This is a genomic window from Streptomyces sp. TLI_185, assembly GCF_003814765.1.
In the GTDB taxonomy this organism is placed as follows: Bacteria; Actinomycetota; Actinomycetes; order Streptomycetales; family Streptomycetaceae; genus Streptomyces.
In genome coordinates this window covers 3,957,150-3,977,260 of record NZ_RKRB01000001.1, presented here as the reverse complement: position 1 = coordinate 3,977,260, position 20,111 = coordinate 3,957,150, and the positions used below count along the sequence as shown (strand labels likewise).

Genomic DNA, 20,111 nt, shown 5'->3' with positions numbered 1-20,111 from the left:
TGGAGATCGGCTGAAGGAAACTTCCGTGTGGGACTCAATATCCGGGAAGTTTCTGCCAGTCAAGGGAGCGCGCACGGCAGGGGCTTTCGCGGAGGGGCCGCCATCGGCGCTGTTGGAGGGGGGCGCGCCGATGGCGGCGTGCTGCCGGCCGCAGTACGGCGGAGAGGGTGGGTCAGCGATCGCAGCCAGCAGCGAGGGCCGACACCGCACGGCGGAGACTCATCCGGCAGCTTGCGGGTTGGACGAACCGTATTCGGGGCGGGTTCCCGCGTTGCCCGCGATTCGCGGAAGTTGGTGCATGAGCGTTCAACGGGACGGGTGGGACGTGATGTTCGGCCACTGCTCCTGCAGAGTGCGTACGGCCTCTGCGATCGCCGGACGACGTGCGGCTCCTTTGCGCCACAGGGCGTAGAGGCGTCGTACGGGGGCGGGCTCGAGGTGCACCTCGACGACCCCGGCGGGCAGCGGGCCGCGGCCCAGGCGCGGGACGAGACAGACGCCGAGGCCGCCGGCGACCAGCGCGACGAGCGTAGGGTTCTCGTCCGCCTGGTGCACGATCTCCGGCTCGTGCCCGGCGGCCCTCATGGTCCGCACCAGCCAGTCGTGACACACCCGCCCCGGCGGCTGGCACACCCACCGCTCCCCGCCCAGCTCCTCGCGCCGTACGGACTCCCGCCCGGCGAAGGGGTGGCCGACGGGCACCAGCAGCGTGCTGCGGTCGTCGCCGATCACCGCGTGCTCGACGCCCGGCGGCACGGGCAGCGGCGCGATGTCCCAGTCGTGCACCACGGCCAGGTCGACCGCGCCCTTGGCGACCAGGTCTACGGAGAGATGCGGGTCGATCTCGCTGAGCCGGGCGTCGAGCGCGGGGTGCCGGGCGGCCAGGTCGGCGAGCACGGCGGGCATCAGCCCGCGCGCCGCCGAGGCGAACGCGGCGATCGTCAGCCGCCCCGCCGGCACCCCGCGCCGCTCCTCCAGCGCGGTCTCCGCCCGCTCGACGATGGCGAGCAACTCCTGTGCTGTATCGACGAGTTGATGAGCCTCGGGGGTCAGTCGGACCCCTCGACCTTCTCTCTCGAAGAGTACGGTCCTGGTCTCCCGTTCCAGCTTGGCGATCTGCTGGGACACGGCGGACGGCGTGTACCCGAGCGCGGCGGCCGCCGCTCCCACGGTCCCGTGGACGGAGACGGCGTGCAGGGCGCGCAGGCGTTGGAGGTCGAGCACGGGAGCTTCCATTCATCAGCGTTGCTTCATCCGACCATGCAGTAATCATCGCTGGTGCTACATGGTCGTGGGGCGTGATGCTCGAACGCATGCGACCTGCACACCTTGCTCTCGCCGTGGTCGTCGCCGCCGTCTGGGGCGTGAACTTCACGGTCATCGAGATCGGCCTCGACCACTTCCCTCCGCTGCTGTTCTCGGCCCTGCGCTTCCTCGCGGCAGCGCTGCCGGCCGTCTTCTTCGTGGGCCGCCCGAAGGTGGCGTGGAGGTGGGTGCTGGCTGTGGGGCTGGTGCTCGGCGTGGCCAAGTTCGGCCTGCTGTTCATCGGGATGGACACCGGGATGCCGGCGGGTCTGTCGTCGCTGGTCGTGCAGATTCAGGCGGTGTTCACGGCCGGGGTGGCCTTCGTCGTGCTGGGTGAACGGCCGTCCGCGGTACGGGTGGCGGGCATGGCGGTGGCGCTGGCGGGCATCGGCGTCGCGGCGGCGGACGAGGGCACGACGGGCCCGCTCGGCGCCTTCGCGCTCGTGATCGGTGCGGCGGCCTGCTGGGGCGTCTCGAACGTCCTGACCCGGAAGGCGGCACCGCCGGACGCGCTGAACTTCATGGTCTGGGTGAGCACGGTCCCGGTCCTGCCGCTGCTCTGTCTGTCGCTGCTGTTGGAGGGCCCGAGCAGGGACTACGACGCCCTGCGCGCCCTGGACTGGCAGGGCGCCGCCACGGTCGTCTACGTGGCCTGGGTGACGACGGTCTTCGGCTTCGGGGCGTGGGGCCGGCTGCTGCGCCGGTACCCGGCGTCGACGGTGGCGCCGTTCTCGCTCCTCGTCCCGGTCTTCGGGATGTCGTCGGCGGCCGTCTTCCTGGGGGAGGGGGTGAGCCCGCTGCGGTGGTGTGCGGCGGCGCTGCTGGTGAGCGGGGTGGGGCTGGCGTCGGTGACGCGGGGGCGACGGGGCGCAGGCGGGGAACTCGGCACAGGCCCTGGCGTCCATCCCGTGGACGCGGAGGCGATCGAGCCCGCGCTCGGCCGATCATGAGGGCATGCCCGTAGTCAGCATCCCCGGTTCCAAGTCCATCACCGCCCGCGCGCTGTTCCTGGCGGCGGCGGCCGACGGAGTCACCACCCTCGTACACCCCCTGCGCTCGGACGACACCGAGGGCTTCGCCGAGGGGCTGGTGCGGCTCGGGTATCGCGTCGGCCGGACCCGGGACGCCTGGCAGGTGGACGGCCGCCCGCAGGGCCCTTCGGTGAGCGAGGCGGACGTGTACTGCCGGGACGGCGCCACGACGGCCCGCTTCCTGCCGACACTGGCGGCGGCGGGACACGGGACGTACCGCTTCGACGCGTCCGCCCAGATGCGGCGCCGTCCCCTGCTGCCCCTGACCCGCGCCCTGCGCGACCTGGGCGTCGACCTGCGGCACGAGGAGGCGGAGGGGCACCACCCGCTGACGGTGCGGGCGGCGGGCGTCGAGGGCGGCGAGGTGGTCCTGGACGCGGGCCAGTCCTCGCAGTACCTCACCGCGTTGCTGCTGCTGGGCCCGCTGACCCGGAAGGGCCTGCGGATCAGGGTCACCGACCTGGTGTCCGTCCCCTACGTGGAGATCACCATCGCGATGATGCGGGAGTTCGGGGTGGAGGTGGAGCGGGAGGGCGATGTCTTCGTGGTGCCGCCGGGCGGCTACCGGGCGATCACGTACGCGATCGAGCCCGACGCGTCGACGGCCAGCTACTTCTTCGCCGCGGCGGCGGTGACGCCGGGCGCCGAGGTGACGGTGCCGGGGCTCGGCGCGGGGGCGCTGCAGGGCGACCTCGGCTTCGTCGACGTACTGCGGAGGATGGGCGCCGAGGTGTCGGTGCGCGCCGACGGCACGACGGTCAGGGGCACAGGGGTGCTGCACGGCCTGACGGTCAACATGCGGGACATCTCGGACACGATGCCGACGCTGGCGGCGATCGCACCGTTCGCGGACGGGCCGGTGCGGATCGAGGACGTGGCGAACACGCGGGTGAAGGAGTGCGACCGGCTGGAGGCCTGCGCGGAGAACCTGCGGCGGCTGGGGGCGGAGGTGTCGACGGGCCCGGACTGGATCGAGATCCGGCCGGGTGTGCCGTCCGGGAGCGGTACGGAGATCACGTCGCACGGCGACCACCGCATCGTGATGTCCTTCGCGGTCACCGGGCTGCGGGTGCCGGGTATTTCGTTCGACGACCCCGGCTGCGTACGGAAGACTTTCCCCGGTTTCCATGAGGCGTTCGCCGAGCTGAGGAGTGGGCTGGGGGATGACCGGTGAGCTGCGGGCGGTTCTCTTCGACTCGGGCGGCGTACTGATCCGTCCGATCGGCGGCCGCTGGAACCCGAGGGCCGACTTCGAGTCGACGATCCTCGCGCACGACCCGACGGTCACCCCGGAGCGGTTCGCGCGGGCGATCGCGGCGGGGGAGGACTTCTTCGCCGCCTCGGAGTCGACGCCGGACTACGACGACTACCACCGGGTACTGCTGCGTGACCTGGGCCTGGAGCCGACTGAGGCCCTGCTCGCCGAACTGCTCCGAGAGGTCCCGGTGAGCACAGTGATGGAGACGTACGCCGACGTCGCGGAGACCCTGGCGGAGCTGCGCCGCCGAGGCGTTCGCATGGCGGTGGTGTCGGACGCGTGGCCCGGACTGGCCGAGGCCCACGACGAGCTGGGCATCGGAGGCTGCTTCGAGGCGTACGCGATCTCGGCCGTCCTCGGCTGCCGCAAGCCGGACCCGCGGATGTACCGGCACGCGAGTGACGCGTTGGGGTTGCGGGCGGCGGAGTGCGTGTTCGTGGACGACGACCCGCAGCTGGTGGCGGCGGCGATCGAACTCGGTTATTCGGGACGCGCGTTGTGCCGGGACGGGGTGCCGGCCGGGGGGCCGGGGGTGCCGGTCCCGTTCATCACCGACCTGAGCGAGATCGTCGAACTGTTCTGAAGGAGAGTTGCCGGGTGGGTCACGCACTTGAAGGGCCGCTGCTGGAAGGCAGGTTGGTGCGCCTGGAGCCGTTGGAGCACCGGCATGCCGCCGACCTGGCGATCGCCGCGGAGGAGGAGCGCGGTACATACGAGTTCACCTGGGTGCCGAGGGCCGACGAGGTGGGCGGCTACATCGAAGCGCAGCTCGGCCGCGCGGCCACGGGACGGCTCGCGCCGTACGCCCAGGTGTCGGTCGCGACCGGGCGGGCGGTGGGCGCGACGTCGTACTGGGAGCCGCGGTGCTGGCAGTCGGACGACCGACTCGACGCGGTGGAGGTCGGGTTCACATGGCTGGCCCGGTCCGCGCAGGGCACGGGCATCAACGCCGAGGCCAAGCTGCTGCTCTTCCGGCACGCCTTCGAGGTGTGGGGCGTGTCGCGGGTCGATCTGAAGACGGACGCGCGCAACAGCCGTTCCAGGGCGGCGATCGAGAGTGTCGGGGCGCGCTTCGAGGGCGTACTCAGGAACTGGTCGCGGTCCTGGGCGCCGGGCGAGGAGGGGCGGCTGCGCGACTCCGCGATCTTCTCCATCACGGCGCAGGAGTGGCCGCAGGCCCGGGAGAGGCTGGAGGAGCGGGTGGCGCGGTTCGTGGCGGCCGGCGTGAGATTGACTGGACCGAAGGAACGGTGATCGGAAACCATCGGCCCATGACCGCGAAGCACTTCCTCATCCTCCACGGCTGGCAGAACCACCGCCCCGAGGCCCACTGGCAGCACTGGCTCGCCGACCGCCTCACCGGCCTCGGCCATCAGGTCACCTACCCTCAGCTGCCCGACCCCGACGACCCGAGCCTGGAGGTCTGGCTGTCGGAGCTGACCCGTCACCTCGACGGCCTCCGGGGCTCCGAACGCGTCGTCCTCGCGCACAGCGCCTCCGTCCTGCTCTGGCTGCACGCCGTCTCCCGCGGTCTGGTGAAGGACGGTGCCGTCGACCGCGTACTCCTCGTCGCCCCGCCGTCCGCGTCCGTCCTCGCCCGGCTCCCCGAGGTGGCCGAATTCGCCCCGCCCGCCCTCGACTTCACCTTCCCCGCCCCCACCCGTCTCGTCGCCGGCGACGACGACCCGTACTGCCCGGAGGGTGCGCGTGACGTCTTCGGCGACCCCCTGCGCATCCCCACGGACCTCCTCCCCGGTGCCGCCCATCTCGACCTCGACGCCGGTTACGGCTCCTGGCCCGCGGTACTGGAGTGGTGTCTGGACGGGGCGGCGAGGATCATCGGGCGTCCGGCGTAGCGCCCCAAAGGGGCGCGGAGCCGCACATCGGTACAGCCCGCGGAGCGCTACGCGCACTCGTTGAGCAGCCGCCCCAGGTGCTCCCGTCCCGCCGCCAGCAGCTCCGGCAGCGGCGCGGCCTCCTCGTACCACCGCTTCTCGTACTCCCAGCACAGCCAGCCGTCCCAGCCGTGCCGGGAGAGGACCTCCACGGTCTCGGTGAGCGGCAGCACGCCGGCGCCGAGCGCGAGCGGGGTCGTGTCCTCGGCGGAGGCGATGTCCTTGACCTGGACGTAGCCGAGGTACGGGGAGAGGGCGGCGTACGACTCCGAGGGCTGCTCGCCGCCCAGCCAGGTGTGCATGACGTCCCAGAGGGCGCCGACATGGCGGTGTCCGACCCGGCCGAGGACGCGGATCGCGTCGGCGGCCCTGCGGTGCGAGTCGTGGGTCTCCAGGAGGATGCGTACGCCGAGGTCGGCGGCGTGCTCCGCCGCCGTGCCGAGCCGTCGCGCGGCCGTCGCGTCGGCACGCTCGGTGCTCTGCTCGTGGCCGCCGCCGGGGAAGACCCGGATGTACGGGGCGCCGAGGTCGCGGGCGAGGTCGAGGAGGCCACGGATCTCGTCGATCACCGGACCGTCGTCGCCGGGCGCGGCCACGCGCGCGTACCCGGCGAGGCCCAGCACCTCGATGCCGCCCGCCTTGAACTCGGCCGCAACGTCTGCCCGCCCGGCGAGGTCGATGCCGGGGTGGACCGGCTCCTCCGGATGCGCGCGCAGTTCGACGCCGTGGTAGCCGTGGGTGGCCGCGAGCCGGATCACGTCCGGGATGGGCAGGCCGGGGACGCCGAGGGTGGAGAACGCCAGTCTCATGGTCCCTACTGTCACTCGGGGGTGCCGTGCAGGTCCAGGCGCCAGTCCTGGCCGTTCAGGTCCTTTCCGAAAGAACGGTGCGGTTTCTCGGCGACGAGCACGAAGCCGTGGCGCTGGTAGATGCGGCGGGCGGAGGCCAGGACGTCGTTGGTCCACAGGACGAGCTCGCGGTAGCCGACACCCCGCGCGAAGTCGATGACGGCCCGCACCAGCCGGTCGCCGATGCCGAGCCCGCGGGCGTCCGGCTCGACGAGCAGCAGCCGCAGCCGGGCCGTGCCGGGCGCCTCGTCCCGCACGCACATCACGCACCCCACCGGGCGGCCGTCGAGCTCGGCGATCCACACCCGCTCCAGATGCGGGTCGTGGTCCTCGGCGAAGTCGGCGACGATCCTCGCCACCAGTCCTTCGTAGTCGGTGTTCCAGCCGAACTCGGACGCATACAGCGCCGCGTTGCGCTGGACGATCCAGCCGAGGTCGCCGGGGGCAGGGTCGCGCAGCACGACGTCCTCATGGCGCGGCGGGCGGCCCTCGGAGAGGATCTCGCGGACGGCTCGCATCGCCTCCGCCAGGCGCGGCCGGTCGGCGGAGGGCACGGTGGACAGCAGCGCGCCCACGGATTCGTTCGCACGCTCGGCGAGCAGGGCGGCGGTCTCACGGCCGCGGGGCGTGAGCGAGACATGCCGACGCCGGGTGTCGCCGGCGGACGGCGTGCGCACGATCAGCCCGTCCTCCTCGAACTTGTTCAGGATCCGGCTCAGGTACCCGGCGTCCAGGGAGAGTTCGGTCCGCAGGTCGGCCGCGTCCGTACGCGGGGAGTGCGCCAGTTCGTACAGGACGCGGGACTCGGTCAGGGTGTACGGGGCGTACAGCTGGCGGCTGTAGTCGAGGGCGCCGATGACGTTCGTGTAGAAGCGGTTGAAGGTGCGGATGTCCTGGACGGTCATGAGCGTCGACCCCCGGATGGTTGTCCCGATGCGTGAACCAGATAGTTGACTCAGTCAGAGATACCGTCGGGTCCGAGACTAGGACAACCGCACCCCCGTGGCTACCCTTCGTCGGCCACCGGCCGGTACACGCTCACCTGCACACCCGTCTTGCCCCTGGTCGTGGAGACCAGCTCGAACGGGCGCTTGGCCCCGTCCTCGGGGAAGATGGACTTTCCGCCGCCGAGGATCACCGGCATATGGATGAGCTGCAGTTCGTCCACCAACCCCTCGCTGATCAGCGTCCGCACGAGGGTGGGGCTGCCCATCATCGCCAGGTCGCCGCCGGGGGCGGCCCGAAGCTCACGGATCCGTGCGACCGCCTCGCCGCCCGGGATGCGCTCGGTGTTGTTCCAGGTCAGCTCGGAGTCGCCGAGGGTGTCGGTCACGACGTACTTCTTCATGGCGTTGAGCCGGTCGGCGAACGGGTCCCCGGCCCGCTCGGGCCAGGCCCCCGCCATCGTCAGATACGTACGGCGCCCGTACAGCAGCGCCTCCGCCTGCTCCAGCCCCGCGGCGAAGGCCCCGCCGACCACCTCCGGATCGAAGTACGGGTGCGACCACCCGCCGTGTGCGAACCCGCCGTCGGTGTCCTCCTGGGGACCGCCGGGTGCCTGCACGACTCCGTCGAGACTGATGAACTCGCTGACAACGATGCGCATGGGACTCGCTCCCTACTGTCTGCCTGACTGTCTGCCTGCGCCGCCTTGGCCGGCGTTACGTCCATCAGACCGAAGAACCGGCCGGGAGTCATCGCTCAGTCCCACCAGAACCGCCACTCGGTCCGCCCGACCAGCCCGGCGGCGTACTCGGGAAAGGGCGTGGGCGGGTCGTCGACGATGTTGTCGGCGGTGGAGAGGACATGCTCCAGGGCCAGCCGCTCGGCGTGCGGAAGGTCCAGCGGCGGGCGGGCGACCGAGGCGAACAGCTCACCGCCGAAGGCTCCGACGACCCGGGCTCCGAACCGCTCCTCCCAACTGCGCAACAGGGCGCACAGCAGGGGCAGCGGGGCCTCGGAGGACCAGCCCAGCACGGCCGGCACATCGGCGCTGCGGCGGGCGGGGACCAGGGCGAGGCGGCACGCGTGGGCGAACGGATGGGTCCCCAGAAGGTCCTCGACGAGCCGCGCCGCGGCCTCCTCCGGTGTCGGACCGTCCGTCCTGCTCTCCGCGGCGCCCGCCAGTCCGGGCCAGCTCTCGAACGGCGGTCCCGGGTCGTGCGGCCAGGGCTCGATGCCCTCGGGCAGATCGTCGTACCGAGCCGGCTCGCGCCACGAGGGCAGCCGTTTCTGCCGGTACTCGGCGAAGTCCGCCGCGAGAACGGACTCCAGGCGTACGGCGTCCACCGCCTCCAGGTCCTGGAGGAAGAAGGGGTCGCCGGGCCAACAGAGATGCGGCTGCACGCCGGTCTCCGCGGCCGACTCCATCAGCCGAGGCCACAACTCCACGATGTCGTCGGGCAGTTCCTCGGACACCCACACGTCAACAGCACCACGGGACTCGAACCGCCCGCTCGGCAGCCCATCGGGCAAGGGAAAGACCATGGCGGCAACTTCAGCCCGTCCGGCGTTTGAGGACAAGGCCCCTTCAGGGCCGGAAGCGGGGGTCTGGGGGCTGCAAGCCCCCAGCCGACGGCACCGCAAACGCCGGATGCCGATCCGCGCAACGGCGCCCTCAGCCCCGCGGCACCCCGGAGGACCCCCGCACCATCAGCTCGCCCCGAACCGTCGCCATCCCGCCCGGCGGCGGCTCCTCCCGCCCCATGGCGATCCGTCCGGCCCGGGCCCCCGCCTCCGCGAGCGGCAACCGCACCGTCGTCAGGGCGGGCACCGCGTCGACGCTGAACGGCAGATCGTCGAACCCGGCGACCGACACGTCCTCCGGAATCCGCAGCCCGGACTCCCGCAGCGCCGCACACGCCCCGAGTGCGACGGAGTCGTTCGCCGCGACCACCGCGGTGAGGGACGGGTCCCGGCGGAGCAGCTCCAGCGTCGCCTCGTACCCGGATGTCCGGTCGTACCGCCCCCACACCGTCGCCCGGGGATCCTCCTCGATCCCCGCCGCGGCCAGCGCCGCCCGGTGGCCCTCAAGACGGTGCCGGGTCGTCGTCCGCTCCTCCGGCCCCGCGATATAGCCGAGGCGCCGGTGCCCCAGTCCGATCAGGTGCTCGGTCAGCTGCTGCCCGCCCCCGCGGTTGTCGAAGGCCAGCGCGATCGCCCCCGTGCCCTCTGCCTGCGGCCGCCCGCACAGCACCACCCGGGTCCCCGCGTCCGTCAGCTTCCGCAGCTTGGACGCGACCGCCGCCGCGTGCGGCTCGTTCTCCATGGCGCCGCCGGTCAGCACGACCGCCGCGGCCCGCTGCCGTTGCAGGAGGGTCAGATACGTCAGCTCACGCTCCGGCGAACCCCCCGTGTTGCAGACGACCGCCAGCCGCTCACCGCCGGCCCGGCCGCCCGGCCCCCCGATCTCCGACTGGATCGCGCTCGCCATGATCCCGAAGAAGGGGTCGGCGATGTCGTTGACGAGAATTCCGACCAGATCGGAAGTCGCCGCCGCCAGCGCGCTGGCCGGCCCGTTCAGCACGTAGTCCAGCTCGTCGACCGCCTTCAGCACCCGCTCACGGGTGGAGGCGGCCACGGGATAGTTCCCGTTCAGCACGCGCGACACCGTCGCGGGCGAGACCTGCGCGCGGGCCGCCACGTCCGCCAGGGTCACCGTCATCTCGTCGTCCTCCGGTCGCGCATTTCGTCGCGCATCTCTCGTACCTCGTCGTACGTCCGTACTTCGTCGTACGTCCTCGTAGACAGGCCGCCCCAGGCCCCCGGTTCCGAGCACGTCGAGCAGACCTTACGGCCAGAACCCCCCACTGTTCGTCCCCTCGAACAACTCGAAGCGGTCACGGTCTTGTCCGGACCGCTGCTCAGAGGCTAGCTTCTCCTTGTATAGAAAGCGCTTGCTGTGACGCTCATCAGTAGGGCCGACGCGGCGCAGACCACCCGCGTACGACGCTGTGTACGACGCCTGCGAAGGGAATGACGTGACACGCAAGACGGTGCGTATCGCCATGAACGGCGTGACCGGGCGCATGGGTTACCGCCAGCACCTGGTCCGCTCCATCCTGGCCATCCGCGAACAGGGCGGCCTCGACCTCGGCGACGGCACGGTGCTGTGGCCGGAGCCGATCCTGGTCGGCCGCCGCGAGCACGCGCTCAGGGCGCTCGCCGAGCAGCACGGTCTGGACCCGCAGAACATCTCGACCGACGTCGACGCGGTCCTCGCCGACCCGACCGTCGACATCTACTTCGACGCCCAGGTGACCTCGGCCCGCGAGGAGGCGATCAAGAAGGCGATCGCGGCGGGCAAGCACATCTACACCGAGAAGCCGACCGCGACCGGTCTGGAGGGCGCCCTGGAGCTGGCGCGCCTCGCGAACGACGCGGGCATCAAGCACGGCGTCGTCCAGGACAAGCTGTTCCTGCCGGGCCTGCTGAAGCTCAAGCGCCTCATCGACGGCGGCTTCTTCGGCCGGATCCTGTCCATCCGCGGCGAGTTCGGCTACTGGGTCTTCGAGGGCGACTGGCAGACCGCCCAGCGCCCGTCCTGGAACTACCGTGCCGAGGACGGCGGCGGCATCGTCGTCGACATGTTCCCGCACTGGGAGTACGTCCTGCACGAGCTGTTCGGCCGCGTGAAGTCCGTCCAGGCCCTCACCGCCACCCACATCCCGCAGCGCTGGGACGAGAACGACAAGCCCTACGACGCCACGGCCGACGACGCGGCATACGGCATCTTCGAGCTCGAAGGCGGCGCGATCGCCCAGATCAACTCCAGCTGGGCCGTGCGCGTCAACCGCGACGAACTGGTGGAGTTCCAGGTCGACGGCACGGAGGGCTCGGCGGTCGCGGGCCTGCGCAACTGCCGGGTCCAGCACCGCAGCATGACCCCCAAGCCGGTCTGGAACCCCGACATCCCGGCCACCTACTCCTTCCGCGACCAGTGGCAGGAGATCCCGGACAACGACGAGTTCGACAACGGCTTCAAGGCCCAGTGGGAGCTGTTCCTCAAGCACGTCTACGCCGACGCCGACTACCACTGGGACCTCCTCGCCGGCGCCCGCGGCGTCCAGCTCGCCGAGCTGGGCCTGAAGTCCTCGGCCCAGGGCGTCCGCATCGACGTACCGGAGATCGCGCTTTGACCGCTCCGCTCCCTGAGGGGAGGGGATTCCTGGCTCAGGCCGCCTCCGGGAGCAGCGCTCCCGGAGGTCCTACGCCCTCAGCACCAGCCGGGTTCAGACCAGCCCGGACGAGCATCACGCGGGCGGAGTTCTTGTCCCGGGGAGAGACGGCTCCGCACGCGATGCAGGTGTAGGTACGTTCCGAAAGAGGAAGTGCGTGCTTGGTTCTCGCTCCGCACGACGCGCAGTCCATGGTGGTGTGCGCGGGGTGTACGAGATGGATGTCCCGTACATGCTTGCGGCCCATTTCGATCAGAGCCTTCTTCGTGGCGCCGATCGCGGCGTCCGCCGCCTTGCGTGCCATGGAGGACTTGGTGAGGAACTTCGGCTTGAAGTCCTCGACGGCGATGGCGTCATGGTCGGTCACGGCCTTCTTCGCCCACTTGCGGCCGGTGTCCTGCCGCTGCCGGGCGATCTTCTGGTAGGTCTTCGCCCGCCATTTCTTCGCCTCACGGTAGCCCTTCGAGGCGGCATGTCCCTTCTTCGGTTTGCGGCGGGCCATCATCCGGTCGTACCGGGTCAACTTGGCCTGCGCTTTCTTCCCATGCTGTGGGTGTGGCAGGTCATGTGCGTCCGAAGTGGTGGTCGCGGTCTCCTTCACGCCCCAGTCCACGCCGAGCACGGCACCGGTTTTCGGCAAAGGCTGCACCTCGACTGGAACCACGAACGAGCAGTACCAGTGGCCGACGCTGTCCTGGTATACCCGCACCGAGGAGGGGGCGGCGGGCAGGTCTCGCGACCACACCACCGTCAGTACGATCCCACCCGCCAGGTACAGGCATCCGTCCTTGAGCCGGAATCCGCGCCGGGTGTTGTTCAGCGTCGGCGAGCTTTCGCGCTTCTTCTTGTGACGCGGCATCCCGGCCCGCCGGTGTACCGGCACCCGTTCCTTGATGTCCTTCTGCGCCTTCGTGCGGGACTTGCCGAAGTCCCGGATCAGCTGCTGCTGCGGTACCGAAGAACCTTCGGTCAGCCATGGCGCAGTCGACCGGGCCTCGGTCAACATCCTGTCCAGCCGGGCCGGGCCGCATGTCTCGCCCTCGGCGTAGGCCTTCTTCGACCGGGCTACGCACTCGTTCCAGAGCCATCGGCACCGGTCCCACTCCGCGCGAAGCGCCGCGCAAGCCGTCGACGACACGCGAAGCCGGTAGGTGTACCGGCCGTGTTTGGTCTCTCGGACCATCGGTGGTGTCGTCATGACACCACGCTAGCACTACAGTTGAGGTCATGGACCATGAAGTACGCATCACGCTCAGACTCCCCGCCGACTTGCACGAATGGCTCGTATCTCAGGCCAAAACCGCTCGTCGGTCTCTCAACTCGGAGATCGTGTATCGGCTTGAGAGCGAACGCGCCACTGTCGAGGCAGAGACTGAATCGCCCTGATGACAGCTTGCCTTTGCCTGCGCTGCTCCGCAGGGGCCCGCTTCCCTCCCCGCTTGACGACCGGTTCATCCTCGGAGGTTCCCGATGACCATCAAACTCCCCGATGTCAAAGGCGGATTGAGGTCATACGACCCCCGCCCCGAACCCCTCGCCGTCACTCCCGGATCGCCCTTCACCTCTCGTACGGTGTTCTCGGCGGCGCACGTCGTGGCCGACCCGTACGCGGACGTGTCGCCCGACTCGCCCGCCGCCGTCGACTGGGACGCCACCCTCGCCTTCCGCCGCCACCTGTGGTCCCACGGGCTCGGGGTCGCCGAGGCGATGGACACCGCCCAGCGCGGCATGGGCCTGGACTGGGCGGGCGCGGCCGAGCTGATCCGCCGCAGCGCCGCCGAGGCCAAGGCGGTCGGCGGCCGGATCGCGTGCGGAGTCGGCACGGACCAGATCAGCGCCGGGTCTCTCGTGGAGGTCCGGACGGCCTACGAGGAGCAGCTCGCCCTCGTGGAGGAGTCCGGCGCACAGGCCATCCTGATGGCGTCCCGCGCCCTCGCGGCGGCCGCGAACGGCCCCGAGGACTACCTGGAGGTCTACGGCCACCTCCTCCGCCAGGCGTCCGAGCCGGTGATCCTGCACTGGCTCGGCCCGATGTTCGACCCGGCGCTGGAGGGCTACTGGGGCTCGTCCGACCTGGACACGGCCACCGACACCTTCCTGGACGTCATCGCCGCGCACCCGGACAAGGTGGAGGGCATCAAGGTCTCCCTCCTCGACGCCCAGCGCGAGATCGACATCCGCCGCCGGCTCCCGCAGGGCGTCCGCTGCTACACGGGCGACGACTTCAACTACCCCGAGCTGATCGCGGGCGACGAGAAGGGGTTCAGCCACGCCCTGCTCGGCATCTTCGACCCGCTGGGACCGCTGGCCGCGGAGGCGGTACGGGTGCTGGACACGGGGGATGTGGCGGGCTTCCGGGCCCTGCTGGACCCGACCGTCGAACTCTCCCGCCACCTCTTCCAGACCCCGACCCGCTTCTACAAGACGGGCGTGGTCTTCCTCGCCTGGCTGGCCGGCCACCAGTCGCACTTCACCATGGTCGGCGGCCTCCAGTCGGCCCGCTCCCTCCCGCACTTCGCCCGCGCCTACGAACTCGCCGACGGCCTGGGCCTGTTCCCGGACCCGAAGCTGGCCGAGGACCGGATGAAGACCCTCCTCGCCCTGTACGGAGTGACGCAGTGACCACCGGCGACCTCTCCCGCTTCTCCATCAACCAGATGACGGTGAAGCAGCTCTCGATGCCCGAACTGGTCGACGCCTGCCTGGAGTTGGGCGTACCGGGCGTGGGCCTGTGGCGCGAACCGGTCCAGTCCCACGGCGTGGAGGAGACGGCGAAACTGGTCCGCGACGCGGGTCTGACCGTCACCACCCTCTGCCGCGGCGGCTTCTTCACGGCGATCGACCCGGCCGAGCGCGCGGCCGCCCTGGACGACAACCGGCGCGCGATCGACGAGGCGGCAACCCTGGGAACGGACACGCTGGTGCTGGTCTCCGGCGGCCTGCCCGCGGGTTCGAAGGACCTGCACGGCGCGCGGGAGCGCATCGCGGACGCACTCGGCGAACTGGGCCCGTACGCGGAGCAGCACGGCGTACGGCTGGCCATCGAGCCGCTCCACCCGATGTACGCCGCCGACCGCTGTGTGGTCTCCACCCTTGCCCAGGCGCTCGACCTCGCGGAACGCTTCCCGGCCCACCAGGTCGGCGTCACCGTCGACACGTACCACATCTGGTGGGACGACAACGCTCCCGCGCAGATCGCCCGCGCGGGTGCGGGCGGCCGTATCCACACCTTCCAGCTCGCCGACTGGACCACGCCGTTGCCGGAGGGCGTGCTGACCGGCCGCGGACAGATCGGCGACGGCTCGATCGACATGCGGGAGTGGAAGGGGTACGTGGAGGCGGCCGGGTACACCGGCCCCATCGAGGTCGAGCTGTTCAACGACGCGTTGTGGGCGCGGGACGGCCGGGAGGTGCTGGCGGAGACGGCCGCACGGTTCGTGGAGCACGCCGCCTGACAGCACCGGAACAACTCGCTGGAACCGCACAGAGGTTCGTGCAGAATGTGATCTCGTGATCGAGAGCCTCGGACCACTGGAACGGGTCGACGGCCGCTGGGCGTTGGGGGACGCCCGGCGGCCGGGCCGTGCACGGGTGGAGTTCCGCCCGGACGGCCTGCACGCCATCGCACGGGACTCCGGGGCGGAGGTGGTTCCCTGGTCCAGGATCATGCTGGGCATCCGCATCACCCTGGGCGGCCGCTACCCGAACCGCGACGTCTACACCCAGATGGGCATCCTGGGCGGCCTGCCGGGTCCCTTCAAGGGGCGCGGCGGCGGCTATCTGCACATGACCGTGCGCCACCCGTACGAGGACCAGCAGCTGTTCTTCGACCGCCATCCCCGCTGGTACCGGACGAAGGACATCCTGACCCTGCAGGCCGTGATGACACAGCTGGTCGCGGACGGCGAGGTGCACCGGCTCGGCGACGCCGACTGGACGGCCCGCGTGGTGGAATACCTGTCGACGTTCGACGGCTGGGCGACGACCGGGGCGCTGCGCCGGGCGGCGGCGGAGGCAGTGGAGGCGGCGGGGCCGCCGAGCACCGGGGAGGGCCCGAGTTGAGGCAGGCCACGGTCGCCGCGCTGTACCGCTACCCGGTGAAGTCGATGCTCGGCGAGCCGCTCCAGGCCGTCGAGATCACCGACCGCGGCCTGAGCGGCGACCGCCGGTTCGCGCTGCTGGACGAGGAGACGGGCAAGGTCGCCAGCGCGAAGGCCCCTCGTCTGTGGCGGGAGTTGCTCCGGTGCGCTGCGACACTCACCGAGGCCGGACCCCGCATCACCGGACCGGACGGCACCGAAGTGCACGCAGGCGCCACCCTCTCGGCCCTCGTCGGCCGCAACGTCACGCTGACCGACGTACCGCCGCCCGCCGGCACACTGGACCGCTCCCGTCCGGAACAGGTCCTGGCGGCGGGGCAGGAGGCCGAAGTGGACGCCGACACCGTCCAGTTCGGCTCGGCCTCCCCGCCCGGCACCTTCTTCGACTTCGCGCCGGTGCACCTCATCACGACGTCGACCCTGAGGAGAATCGCCGAACTGAGCCCCCGGGGCACGGTGGAGGCGCAGCGCTACCGCCCCAACCTGGTCATCGACACGGGCGCGGCCGAAGGCTTCGTGGAACACACCTGGGCCGGCAGACACCTGCGCATCGCCGACGGCCCGATCCTCCGCGTCATCGCCTCGACACCCCGCTGCGCGATCCCCACCCTCGCCCACGGCGACCTCCCCCGCGACCCGGACACCCTGCGCGTCCTCACCCACCACCACCGCGTACCCGCCCTGCCCGGCCGCCCGCCCGAGCCGTGTGCCGGGGTGTATGCGCAGGTGGTGCGGGGCGGGTGGGTGCGGGCCGGTGATGTCATACGGTTCTGATGCCGCCGGTGGTCATTGCGCGCGCACTGCCCGGTGCAGCGCCTCGGCCGCCAGCTGCATGGCCGAGTCCTGGGCGGCCCGGCCGAGCAGATCCGTGCGGATGGGGCCGCCGCCGGCCAGATGCCGGTCGTACGGCAGGACGACGACGGGAACGCCCGTCTCCTTCAGGTGAGCGGTGGCAGCCTTCACGTCGAGGATCATGTCCGGGGAACTCGCGGTGAGGGCCACCACGGTCGTCGCGAGCGCGGAGTGCGGCAACTGCCCGAGCCAGTCGAGGACTTGCCGGGTTCCGCCGACACCCTCCGCGGTCATGGGTGCGACGACCACCCGGGCGTGGGCGGTGTCCATCGCCGTACGGGCGACGTCGCCGGGCAGCGTCTCGCAGTCGACGACCGTCACGGAGAAGTAGCGCCGCAGGGCGAGCGTCACGGTGCGGTACGTCCGTACGTCCAAGGGAGCGCCGACCTTCCCCTGGCTCCCGGGCAGCAGCCAGCCGCCGTCGGCCACGGGCACCAAGTAGCCGGTCACATGGGTCAGTTGCATGGCCGGCGTGAGAATCCGGGCGAGGTCGGCGCACGACCACCGCACCGACTCCGCGCCCATCCGCACCGGCAGCGTGCCCAGCGCGGCGTCCGCCTCCAGCGTGAGCACCGGGTCGTGCCGGTAGTGGTTGAAGGTACGGCCGAGCAGCGCGGCAACGGTCGACTTGCCGACGCCCCCGCGGATCGAGGTCACGGCGATGACCCGCCCGGTGGTCACCGGCTGCTGCAACTCCCGTGCGATCCGCGTCTGTTCGGCCACGTCCTGCGAGACGGAGGTGGTCAGCCGACGCAGGGTGCGGCCGGTGCGGTGGGCGAGCGAGTCGCCGTGGTGGGGGCGTCCGAGGGCGAGGGCCAGGCGGGGGTCGAGGGTGGGGAGGCTCTCGGGGGTGGAGGTGGGTGTGGCGGGGGCTGAAGGGGAAGTGGGTGCGGGGACCGGGACCTGGGAGTGAGGGCCGGATGCGGGCGCGGGGGCGGCGATGGGAGGGGCGGGCGCGGGCGGCCCCGACTCGGGGGCGGTGGGGTGCGCCGGGATGGCGGTCGTCGGCTCGGGCGCAGTTGTGGGCGGGGCAAGGGGCGGGGTGGGGCTGACTGCGGGGGGCACGGGGATGACGGCCGCCGGCGCGGGTGCGATGCCGGGTGGGGCGAGTGGCGGGAGGGGGCCCACTGCGGGGGATGCGGGCATGGCGGACACGGGTGACTGGGGCGGGGCAGGTTCGTCCACGGGGCGCGCGGAGGCGGTGGCCTGCTCGATGTGCTGCGGGGCGGGCGCAGTGGCCGCAGGCATGGGGCCGGCCGAGGGGCCGAACTGCCCCGCACCGGGAGCAGGCTGCTCGTCGCGCGCCGAGTGCACGAGACGCAGGGTGGACTCGCCGCCGGTTCCGGGAGGGGCCGGATCCGGATCCGCCGCTACGACGGCTTCGCCCGAGGGCGCCGAAGCCCGCTGCTGCTCCGCCTCCCCGAGCTGCTGCAGCACATCGTGCTGCCAGTCGTCGAAGTCACTCTGCCACTTCCGCTCCTGCTCCTGCTCCCCGTGAGCCATGCCGTCCGCCGTCCCCGTCCCCTAAGCGAAGCTGCCGAGCAGCCGCCCGTACACGCCGAAGACCCCGATGAGCAGGGGAAGCAGGGCGATCACGCCGACGGACTCCAGCAGGTCACCCGCTCGCCGCAGCCGCACCCGGACATGCTCGGCGGGCTGTACGACGAGTACGGCGAGCGGCAGCAGGGCCAGCGCCGCGAGCACACCCAGGGCCGGCCCCGTCGCACCGGACTGCTCCACCCACACCGCCATCAGCCGTACGGTCACCAGGGCGGCGCCCACCAGCAGCACCACAACCTCGGCGACCAGCGGAAAAGCCCGCGCCCGCAGGGCGACGACGACTGCGGTGACGAGGGAGAGCAGCACAGTCCACACGCCGTACGCACGCAGCGCCCACACCCCCGCCACGGTCGCGGACACGGCAACTGTGACGGTGGCGAGCACCAGCCCGCGATGCGCGGCAGCCAGCGCCGCGGACACCTGATACCGGCTCACGGACACCTCACCGGCCCGCCGGTCGTCGATCCCGGACAGCCCGGAGGCCATGAGCGCCAGCCGCGGCAGCACACCGAGGGCCACGACGGAGACGACGGCGAGCACCGCCCCCACCCGTGCCTGCTGCCCGGCTGTCCCTGCCCCCGACTGCAGGGCGACGACGCCCTCCCAGACGAGGACGGTGACGGCGACAGCGCCCGCGCCGACCAGCCCACCGCGCCCCAACCGGGTGAAGAGCCCCAGCAGTACGAGCGTCACCGCACCCACCGCGGCCTGCGCGCCCACGTGCAGCGCACCGGACCACCTGTGGTCACCGGCAAGTGCGGAAGCCCCGAGGGCACCTAGCACCCCGGCCGTGCAGATCAGCGTGCCGGCAACCCCGCCCTGCCGCCCGCCACGCCCCACCAGGGCCCCGACACCGGCGGCGACGGTAGCGAGGACGAGCAACACAGCCGCGACGACAGAGGCGTCGTAGGCACTCCGAGCGAAGGCCCCGCCCGCACCGGCCCACCCCACGGTCGCCAGCCCGGCGACGAAGCGCCGCGACTCGGGCCCCCATCGCCACGCCGACCCGCCGAGATCGACCGCGACCTCGTCACTCACGTCGTGCGCCACGGGCGCCGACAGAGCATCTTCGGCCCGCACAAGCCGCAGCACAGCACCGTCCTGGACCCCGGCGGACTCAAGGCTGCTGTCATGACCGAGCGCGGACCCGTCCACGGTAACCAGATGCCGCAACTCGGGCCGCTCACCCACCCGGGTGCCCAGCACCCGCAGAATCTCCGGCAGCAACACCCCGACCGGCTCCCGAGCCGGCAGCACGAGATCGACCCGACGCCGCTCCCCGACCAGCGTGACGCGACTCAGAACAACTGCGGACCCATTGGCCGCTGCACGACTCAAGGCCCCCGCAGACATCACGTAATCGAACCTATCACCGGGTTGAGTACGACCCGCCGGACGAGCCCAGCCCCGCCCGAAGGCTGCACGGAACCTCCGTACGGGCTTTTCCAATGACCCAACGCACCGTTACCGGCGGCCCGCGCCAACTCACCTGGATGCTGTTGGCGAATCCTGCCGTTGAGGCCAAGAAGCCACTAGGCGGCGGACCGGCGTCAGGGTGCTTGGAGGTCTCCGCGCGGGCGGCCCCGACTCGGGGGCGCTGGGGTGCGCCGGGATGGGCCGAGCGTCGTGTCCGGCGGAGCCGGTGCTGTCCCTTCGGGGACGGGTTCACTCGGTCGGGTGATGGGTGGTGAACGCATGGCGGGCAGTCGTACGTGTGTGTGGGTTCGGTGATCGTGAAGCTGGTGGTGCAGGTCAAGCTGTCGCCGACGCCCGTGCAGGCGACGGCACTTGAGGCGGCCCTGCGCGCCTGCAATCCCGCCTCGCCGACGAGATCGAGGCCGTCCAGCTGGGCATGGCCGATCAGCTGCTCGGTCATGCCGACGAGCTGCTCGCCGAGCCCCGCGCGAGCAGTGGAGAACTCCGATATCTGGCCGGTCGGCTCAGGGAGTCTCCGGTGGACGTCAGACGCGTCGCCGAGAGTCGAGGTGAGCGGCTGACCTGGGAAGACTCCGCTGCGGACATCGACGACGAAAAAATCTGAAGACGTCGTGCAACCCTTCCCCCACTCCGTGGGTCGTACTTGGC

General features: G+C 71.4%; 21 protein-coding genes. 12 read left to right on the top strand and 9 right to left on the bottom strand.

Annotated features, from left to right (window positions below; all coding sequences use genetic code 11):
- Positions 1–306 precede the first annotated feature (306 nt).
- Positions 307–1,224 carry a LysR family transcriptional regulator gene (locus EDD92_RS18145; RefSeq protein ID WP_123965303.1) on the bottom strand — a complete coding sequence of 306 codons (918 nt, stop codon included), beginning with the start codon at positions 1,222–1,224 and terminating at the stop codon, positions 307–309.
- 89 nt (positions 1,225–1,313) lie between these two features.
- On the opposite strand from EDD92_RS18145, the gene EDD92_RS18140 reads away from it, so the two are divergent.
- The 5 genes from EDD92_RS18140 to EDD92_RS18120 are packed head-to-tail and all read left to right on the top strand — an operon-like array spanning position 1,314 to position 5,450.
- Positions 1,314–2,255, top strand: coding sequence for an EamA family transporter (locus EDD92_RS18140; protein ID WP_123965302.1), 942 nt, complete (start codon positions 1,314–1,316; stop codon positions 2,253–2,255).
- A gap of 4 nt (positions 2,256–2,259) precedes the next feature.
- On the top strand, positions 2,260–3,510 hold the full coding sequence (aroA, locus tag EDD92_RS18135) for a 3-phosphoshikimate 1-carboxyvinyltransferase (RefSeq protein WP_123965301.1): 1,251 nt from the start codon (positions 2,260–2,262) through the stop codon (positions 3,508–3,510).
- Positions 3,500–4,177 carry an HAD family hydrolase gene (locus EDD92_RS18130; protein WP_123965300.1) on the top strand — a complete coding sequence of 226 codons (678 nt, stop codon included), beginning with the start codon at positions 3,500–3,502 and terminating at the stop codon, positions 4,175–4,177. Before aroA ends, EDD92_RS18130 begins: the two co-directional genes overlap by 11 nt.
- A 14-nt stretch (positions 4,178–4,191) precedes the next feature.
- A complete protein-coding gene (locus EDD92_RS18125; protein ID WP_123965299.1) occupies positions 4,192–4,848 on the top strand; it encodes a GNAT family N-acetyltransferase in 657 nt (218 codons plus the stop codon).
- A gap of 17 nt (positions 4,849–4,865) precedes the next feature.
- On the top strand, positions 4,866–5,450 hold the full coding sequence (locus EDD92_RS18120; protein ID WP_123965298.1) for an alpha/beta hydrolase: 585 nt from the start codon (positions 4,866–4,868) through the stop codon (positions 5,448–5,450).
- 47 nt (positions 5,451–5,497) lie between these two features.
- Here the strand turns inward: EDD92_RS18120 and EDD92_RS18115 are convergent, their stop codons facing one another.
- From EDD92_RS18115 to EDD92_RS18095, 5 genes are all read right to left on the bottom strand, one after another.
- Positions 5,498–6,298, bottom strand: coding sequence for a sugar phosphate isomerase/epimerase (locus EDD92_RS18115; RefSeq protein WP_123965297.1), 801 nt, complete (start codon positions 6,296–6,298; stop codon positions 5,498–5,500).
- 11 nt (positions 6,299–6,309) lie between these two features.
- Complete coding sequence (locus EDD92_RS18110; RefSeq protein WP_123965296.1) at positions 6,310–7,242, bottom strand: bifunctional helix-turn-helix transcriptional regulator/GNAT family N-acetyltransferase; 933 nt, start codon at positions 7,240–7,242, stop codon at positions 6,310–6,312.
- A 101-nt stretch (positions 7,243–7,343) separates the two neighbouring features.
- Positions 7,344–7,943 carry a dihydrofolate reductase family protein gene (locus EDD92_RS18105; RefSeq protein ID WP_123965295.1) on the bottom strand — a complete coding sequence of 200 codons (600 nt, stop codon included), beginning with the start codon at positions 7,941–7,943 and terminating at the stop codon, positions 7,344–7,346.
- A gap of 95 nt (positions 7,944–8,038) precedes the next feature.
- Positions 8,039–8,812 (bottom strand): DUF4253 domain-containing protein, encoded by a 774-nt coding sequence (locus EDD92_RS18100; RefSeq protein ID WP_311736769.1) that lies wholly within the window; start codon positions 8,810–8,812, stop codon positions 8,039–8,041.
- 142 nt (positions 8,813–8,954) lie between these two features.
- The gene (locus EDD92_RS18095) at positions 8,955–10,001 is read right to left on the bottom strand and encodes a LacI family DNA-binding transcriptional regulator (RefSeq protein ID WP_123965293.1); all 1,047 of its coding nucleotides are present in this window, start codon (positions 9,999–10,001) and stop codon (positions 8,955–8,957) included.
- 316 nt (positions 10,002–10,317) lie between these two features.
- Here EDD92_RS18095 and EDD92_RS18090 point away from each other — a divergent pair, with 316 nt between their 5' ends.
- Positions 10,318–11,475, top strand: a complete 1,158-nt coding sequence (locus EDD92_RS18090; protein WP_123965292.1) for a Gfo/Idh/MocA family protein — start codon at positions 10,318–10,320, stop codon at positions 11,473–11,475.
- Positions 11,476–11,509: 34 nt separating this feature from the next.
- Here the strand turns inward: EDD92_RS18090 and EDD92_RS18085 are convergent, their stop codons facing one another.
- Positions 11,510–12,712, bottom strand: a complete 1,203-nt coding sequence (locus EDD92_RS18085) for an RNA-guided endonuclease TnpB family protein (RefSeq protein ID WP_123965291.1) — start codon at positions 12,710–12,712, stop codon at positions 11,510–11,512.
- A gap of 29 nt (positions 12,713–12,741) precedes the next feature.
- On the opposite strand from EDD92_RS18085, the gene EDD92_RS18080 reads away from it, so the two are divergent.
- The 5 genes from EDD92_RS18080 (at position 12,742) to EDD92_RS18060 (ending at position 16,388) form a co-directional block, all read left to right on the top strand.
- Positions 12,742–12,900 carry an Arc family DNA-binding protein gene (locus tag EDD92_RS18080; protein ID WP_123965290.1) on the top strand — a complete coding sequence of 53 codons (159 nt, stop codon included), beginning with the start codon at positions 12,742–12,744 and terminating at the stop codon, positions 12,898–12,900.
- An 84-nt stretch (positions 12,901–12,984) separates the two neighbouring features.
- Entirely contained in the window at positions 12,985–14,136 is a 1,152-nt protein-coding gene (locus tag EDD92_RS18075; RefSeq protein WP_123965289.1) for a dihydrodipicolinate synthase family protein, read from the top strand.
- Between the two features lie 35 nt (positions 14,137–14,171).
- Entirely contained in the window at positions 14,172–14,969 is a 798-nt protein-coding gene (locus EDD92_RS18070) for a sugar phosphate isomerase/epimerase family protein (protein ID WP_123970439.1), read from the top strand.
- 55 nt (positions 14,970–15,024) lie between these two features.
- Complete coding sequence (locus EDD92_RS18065; protein WP_123965288.1) at positions 15,025–15,576, top strand: hypothetical protein; 552 nt, start codon at positions 15,025–15,027, stop codon at positions 15,574–15,576.
- Positions 15,573–16,388, top strand: a complete 816-nt coding sequence (locus EDD92_RS18060) for an MOSC domain-containing protein (RefSeq protein ID WP_260326587.1) — start codon at positions 15,573–15,575, stop codon at positions 16,386–16,388. Before EDD92_RS18065 ends, EDD92_RS18060 begins: the two co-directional genes overlap by 4 nt.
- Before the next feature lie 12 nt (positions 16,389–16,400).
- On the opposite strand, the gene EDD92_RS51145 is transcribed toward EDD92_RS18060, so the two are convergent.
- The gene (locus EDD92_RS51145; protein ID WP_260326586.1) at positions 16,401–17,969 is read right to left on the bottom strand and encodes a hypothetical protein; all 1,569 of its coding nucleotides are present in this window, start codon (positions 17,967–17,969) and stop codon (positions 16,401–16,403) included.
- Between the two features lie 21 nt (positions 17,970–17,990).
- Entirely contained in the window at positions 17,991–19,379 is a 1,389-nt protein-coding gene (gene eccD / locus EDD92_RS18050) for a type VII secretion integral membrane protein EccD (protein ID WP_123965287.1), read from the bottom strand.
- 499 nt (positions 19,380–19,878) lie between these two features.
- Here eccD and EDD92_RS18045 point away from each other — a divergent pair, with 499 nt between their 5' ends.
- The gene (locus EDD92_RS18045; protein ID WP_311736768.1) at positions 19,879–20,067 is read left to right on the top strand and encodes a hypothetical protein; all 189 of its coding nucleotides are present in this window, start codon (positions 19,879–19,881) and stop codon (positions 20,065–20,067) included.
- The last annotated feature ends 44 nt before the right edge of the window (positions 20,068–20,111 follow it).

Excerpts from the sequence above, each read along its gene's own strand:
- EDD92_RS18140 (WP_123965302.1), top strand. The coding sequence starts at position 1,314 with ATGCGACCTGCACACCTTGCTCTCGCCGTGGTCGTCGCCGCCGTCTGG.
- aroA (WP_123965301.1), top strand. The coding sequence starts at position 2,260 with ATGCCCGTAGTCAGCATCCCCGGTTCCAAGTCCATCACCGCCCGCGCG.
- EDD92_RS18130 (WP_123965300.1), top strand. The coding sequence starts at position 3,500 with ATGACCGGTGAGCTGCGGGCGGTTCTCTTCGACTCGGGCGGCGTACTG.
- EDD92_RS18120 (WP_123965298.1), top strand. The coding sequence starts at position 4,866 with ATGACCGCGAAGCACTTCCTCATCCTCCACGGCTGGCAGAACCACCGC.
- EDD92_RS18115 (WP_123965297.1), bottom strand. The coding sequence starts at position 6,298 with ATGAGACTGGCGTTCTCCACCCTCGGCGTCCCCGGCCTGCCCATCCCG.
- EDD92_RS18110 (WP_123965296.1), bottom strand. The coding sequence starts at position 7,242 with ATGACCGTCCAGGACATCCGCACCTTCAACCGCTTCTACACGAACGTC.
- EDD92_RS18105 (WP_123965295.1), bottom strand. The coding sequence starts at position 7,943 with ATGCGCATCGTTGTCAGCGAGTTCATCAGTCTCGACGGAGTCGTGCAG.
- EDD92_RS18095 (WP_123965293.1), bottom strand. The coding sequence starts at position 10,001 with ATGACGGTGACCCTGGCGGACGTGGCGGCCCGCGCGCAGGTCTCGCCC.
- EDD92_RS18085 (WP_123965291.1), bottom strand. The coding sequence starts at position 12,712 with ATGACGACACCACCGATGGTCCGAGAGACCAAACACGGCCGGTACACC.
- EDD92_RS18080 (WP_123965290.1), top strand. The coding sequence starts at position 12,742 with ATGGACCATGAAGTACGCATCACGCTCAGACTCCCCGCCGACTTGCAC.
- EDD92_RS18075 (WP_123965289.1), top strand. The coding sequence starts at position 12,985 with ATGACCATCAAACTCCCCGATGTCAAAGGCGGATTGAGGTCATACGAC.
- EDD92_RS18070 (WP_123970439.1), top strand. The coding sequence starts at position 14,172 with ATGACGGTGAAGCAGCTCTCGATGCCCGAACTGGTCGACGCCTGCCTG.
- EDD92_RS51145 (WP_260326586.1), bottom strand. The coding sequence starts at position 17,969 with ATGGCTCACGGGGAGCAGGAGCAGGAGCGGAAGTGGCAGAGTGACTTC.
- eccD (WP_123965287.1), bottom strand. The coding sequence starts at position 19,379 with ATGTCTGCGGGGGCCTTGAGTCGTGCAGCGGCCAATGGGTCCGCAGTT.
- EDD92_RS18045 (WP_311736768.1), top strand. The coding sequence starts at position 19,879 with ATGGCCGATCAGCTGCTCGGTCATGCCGACGAGCTGCTCGCCGAGCCC.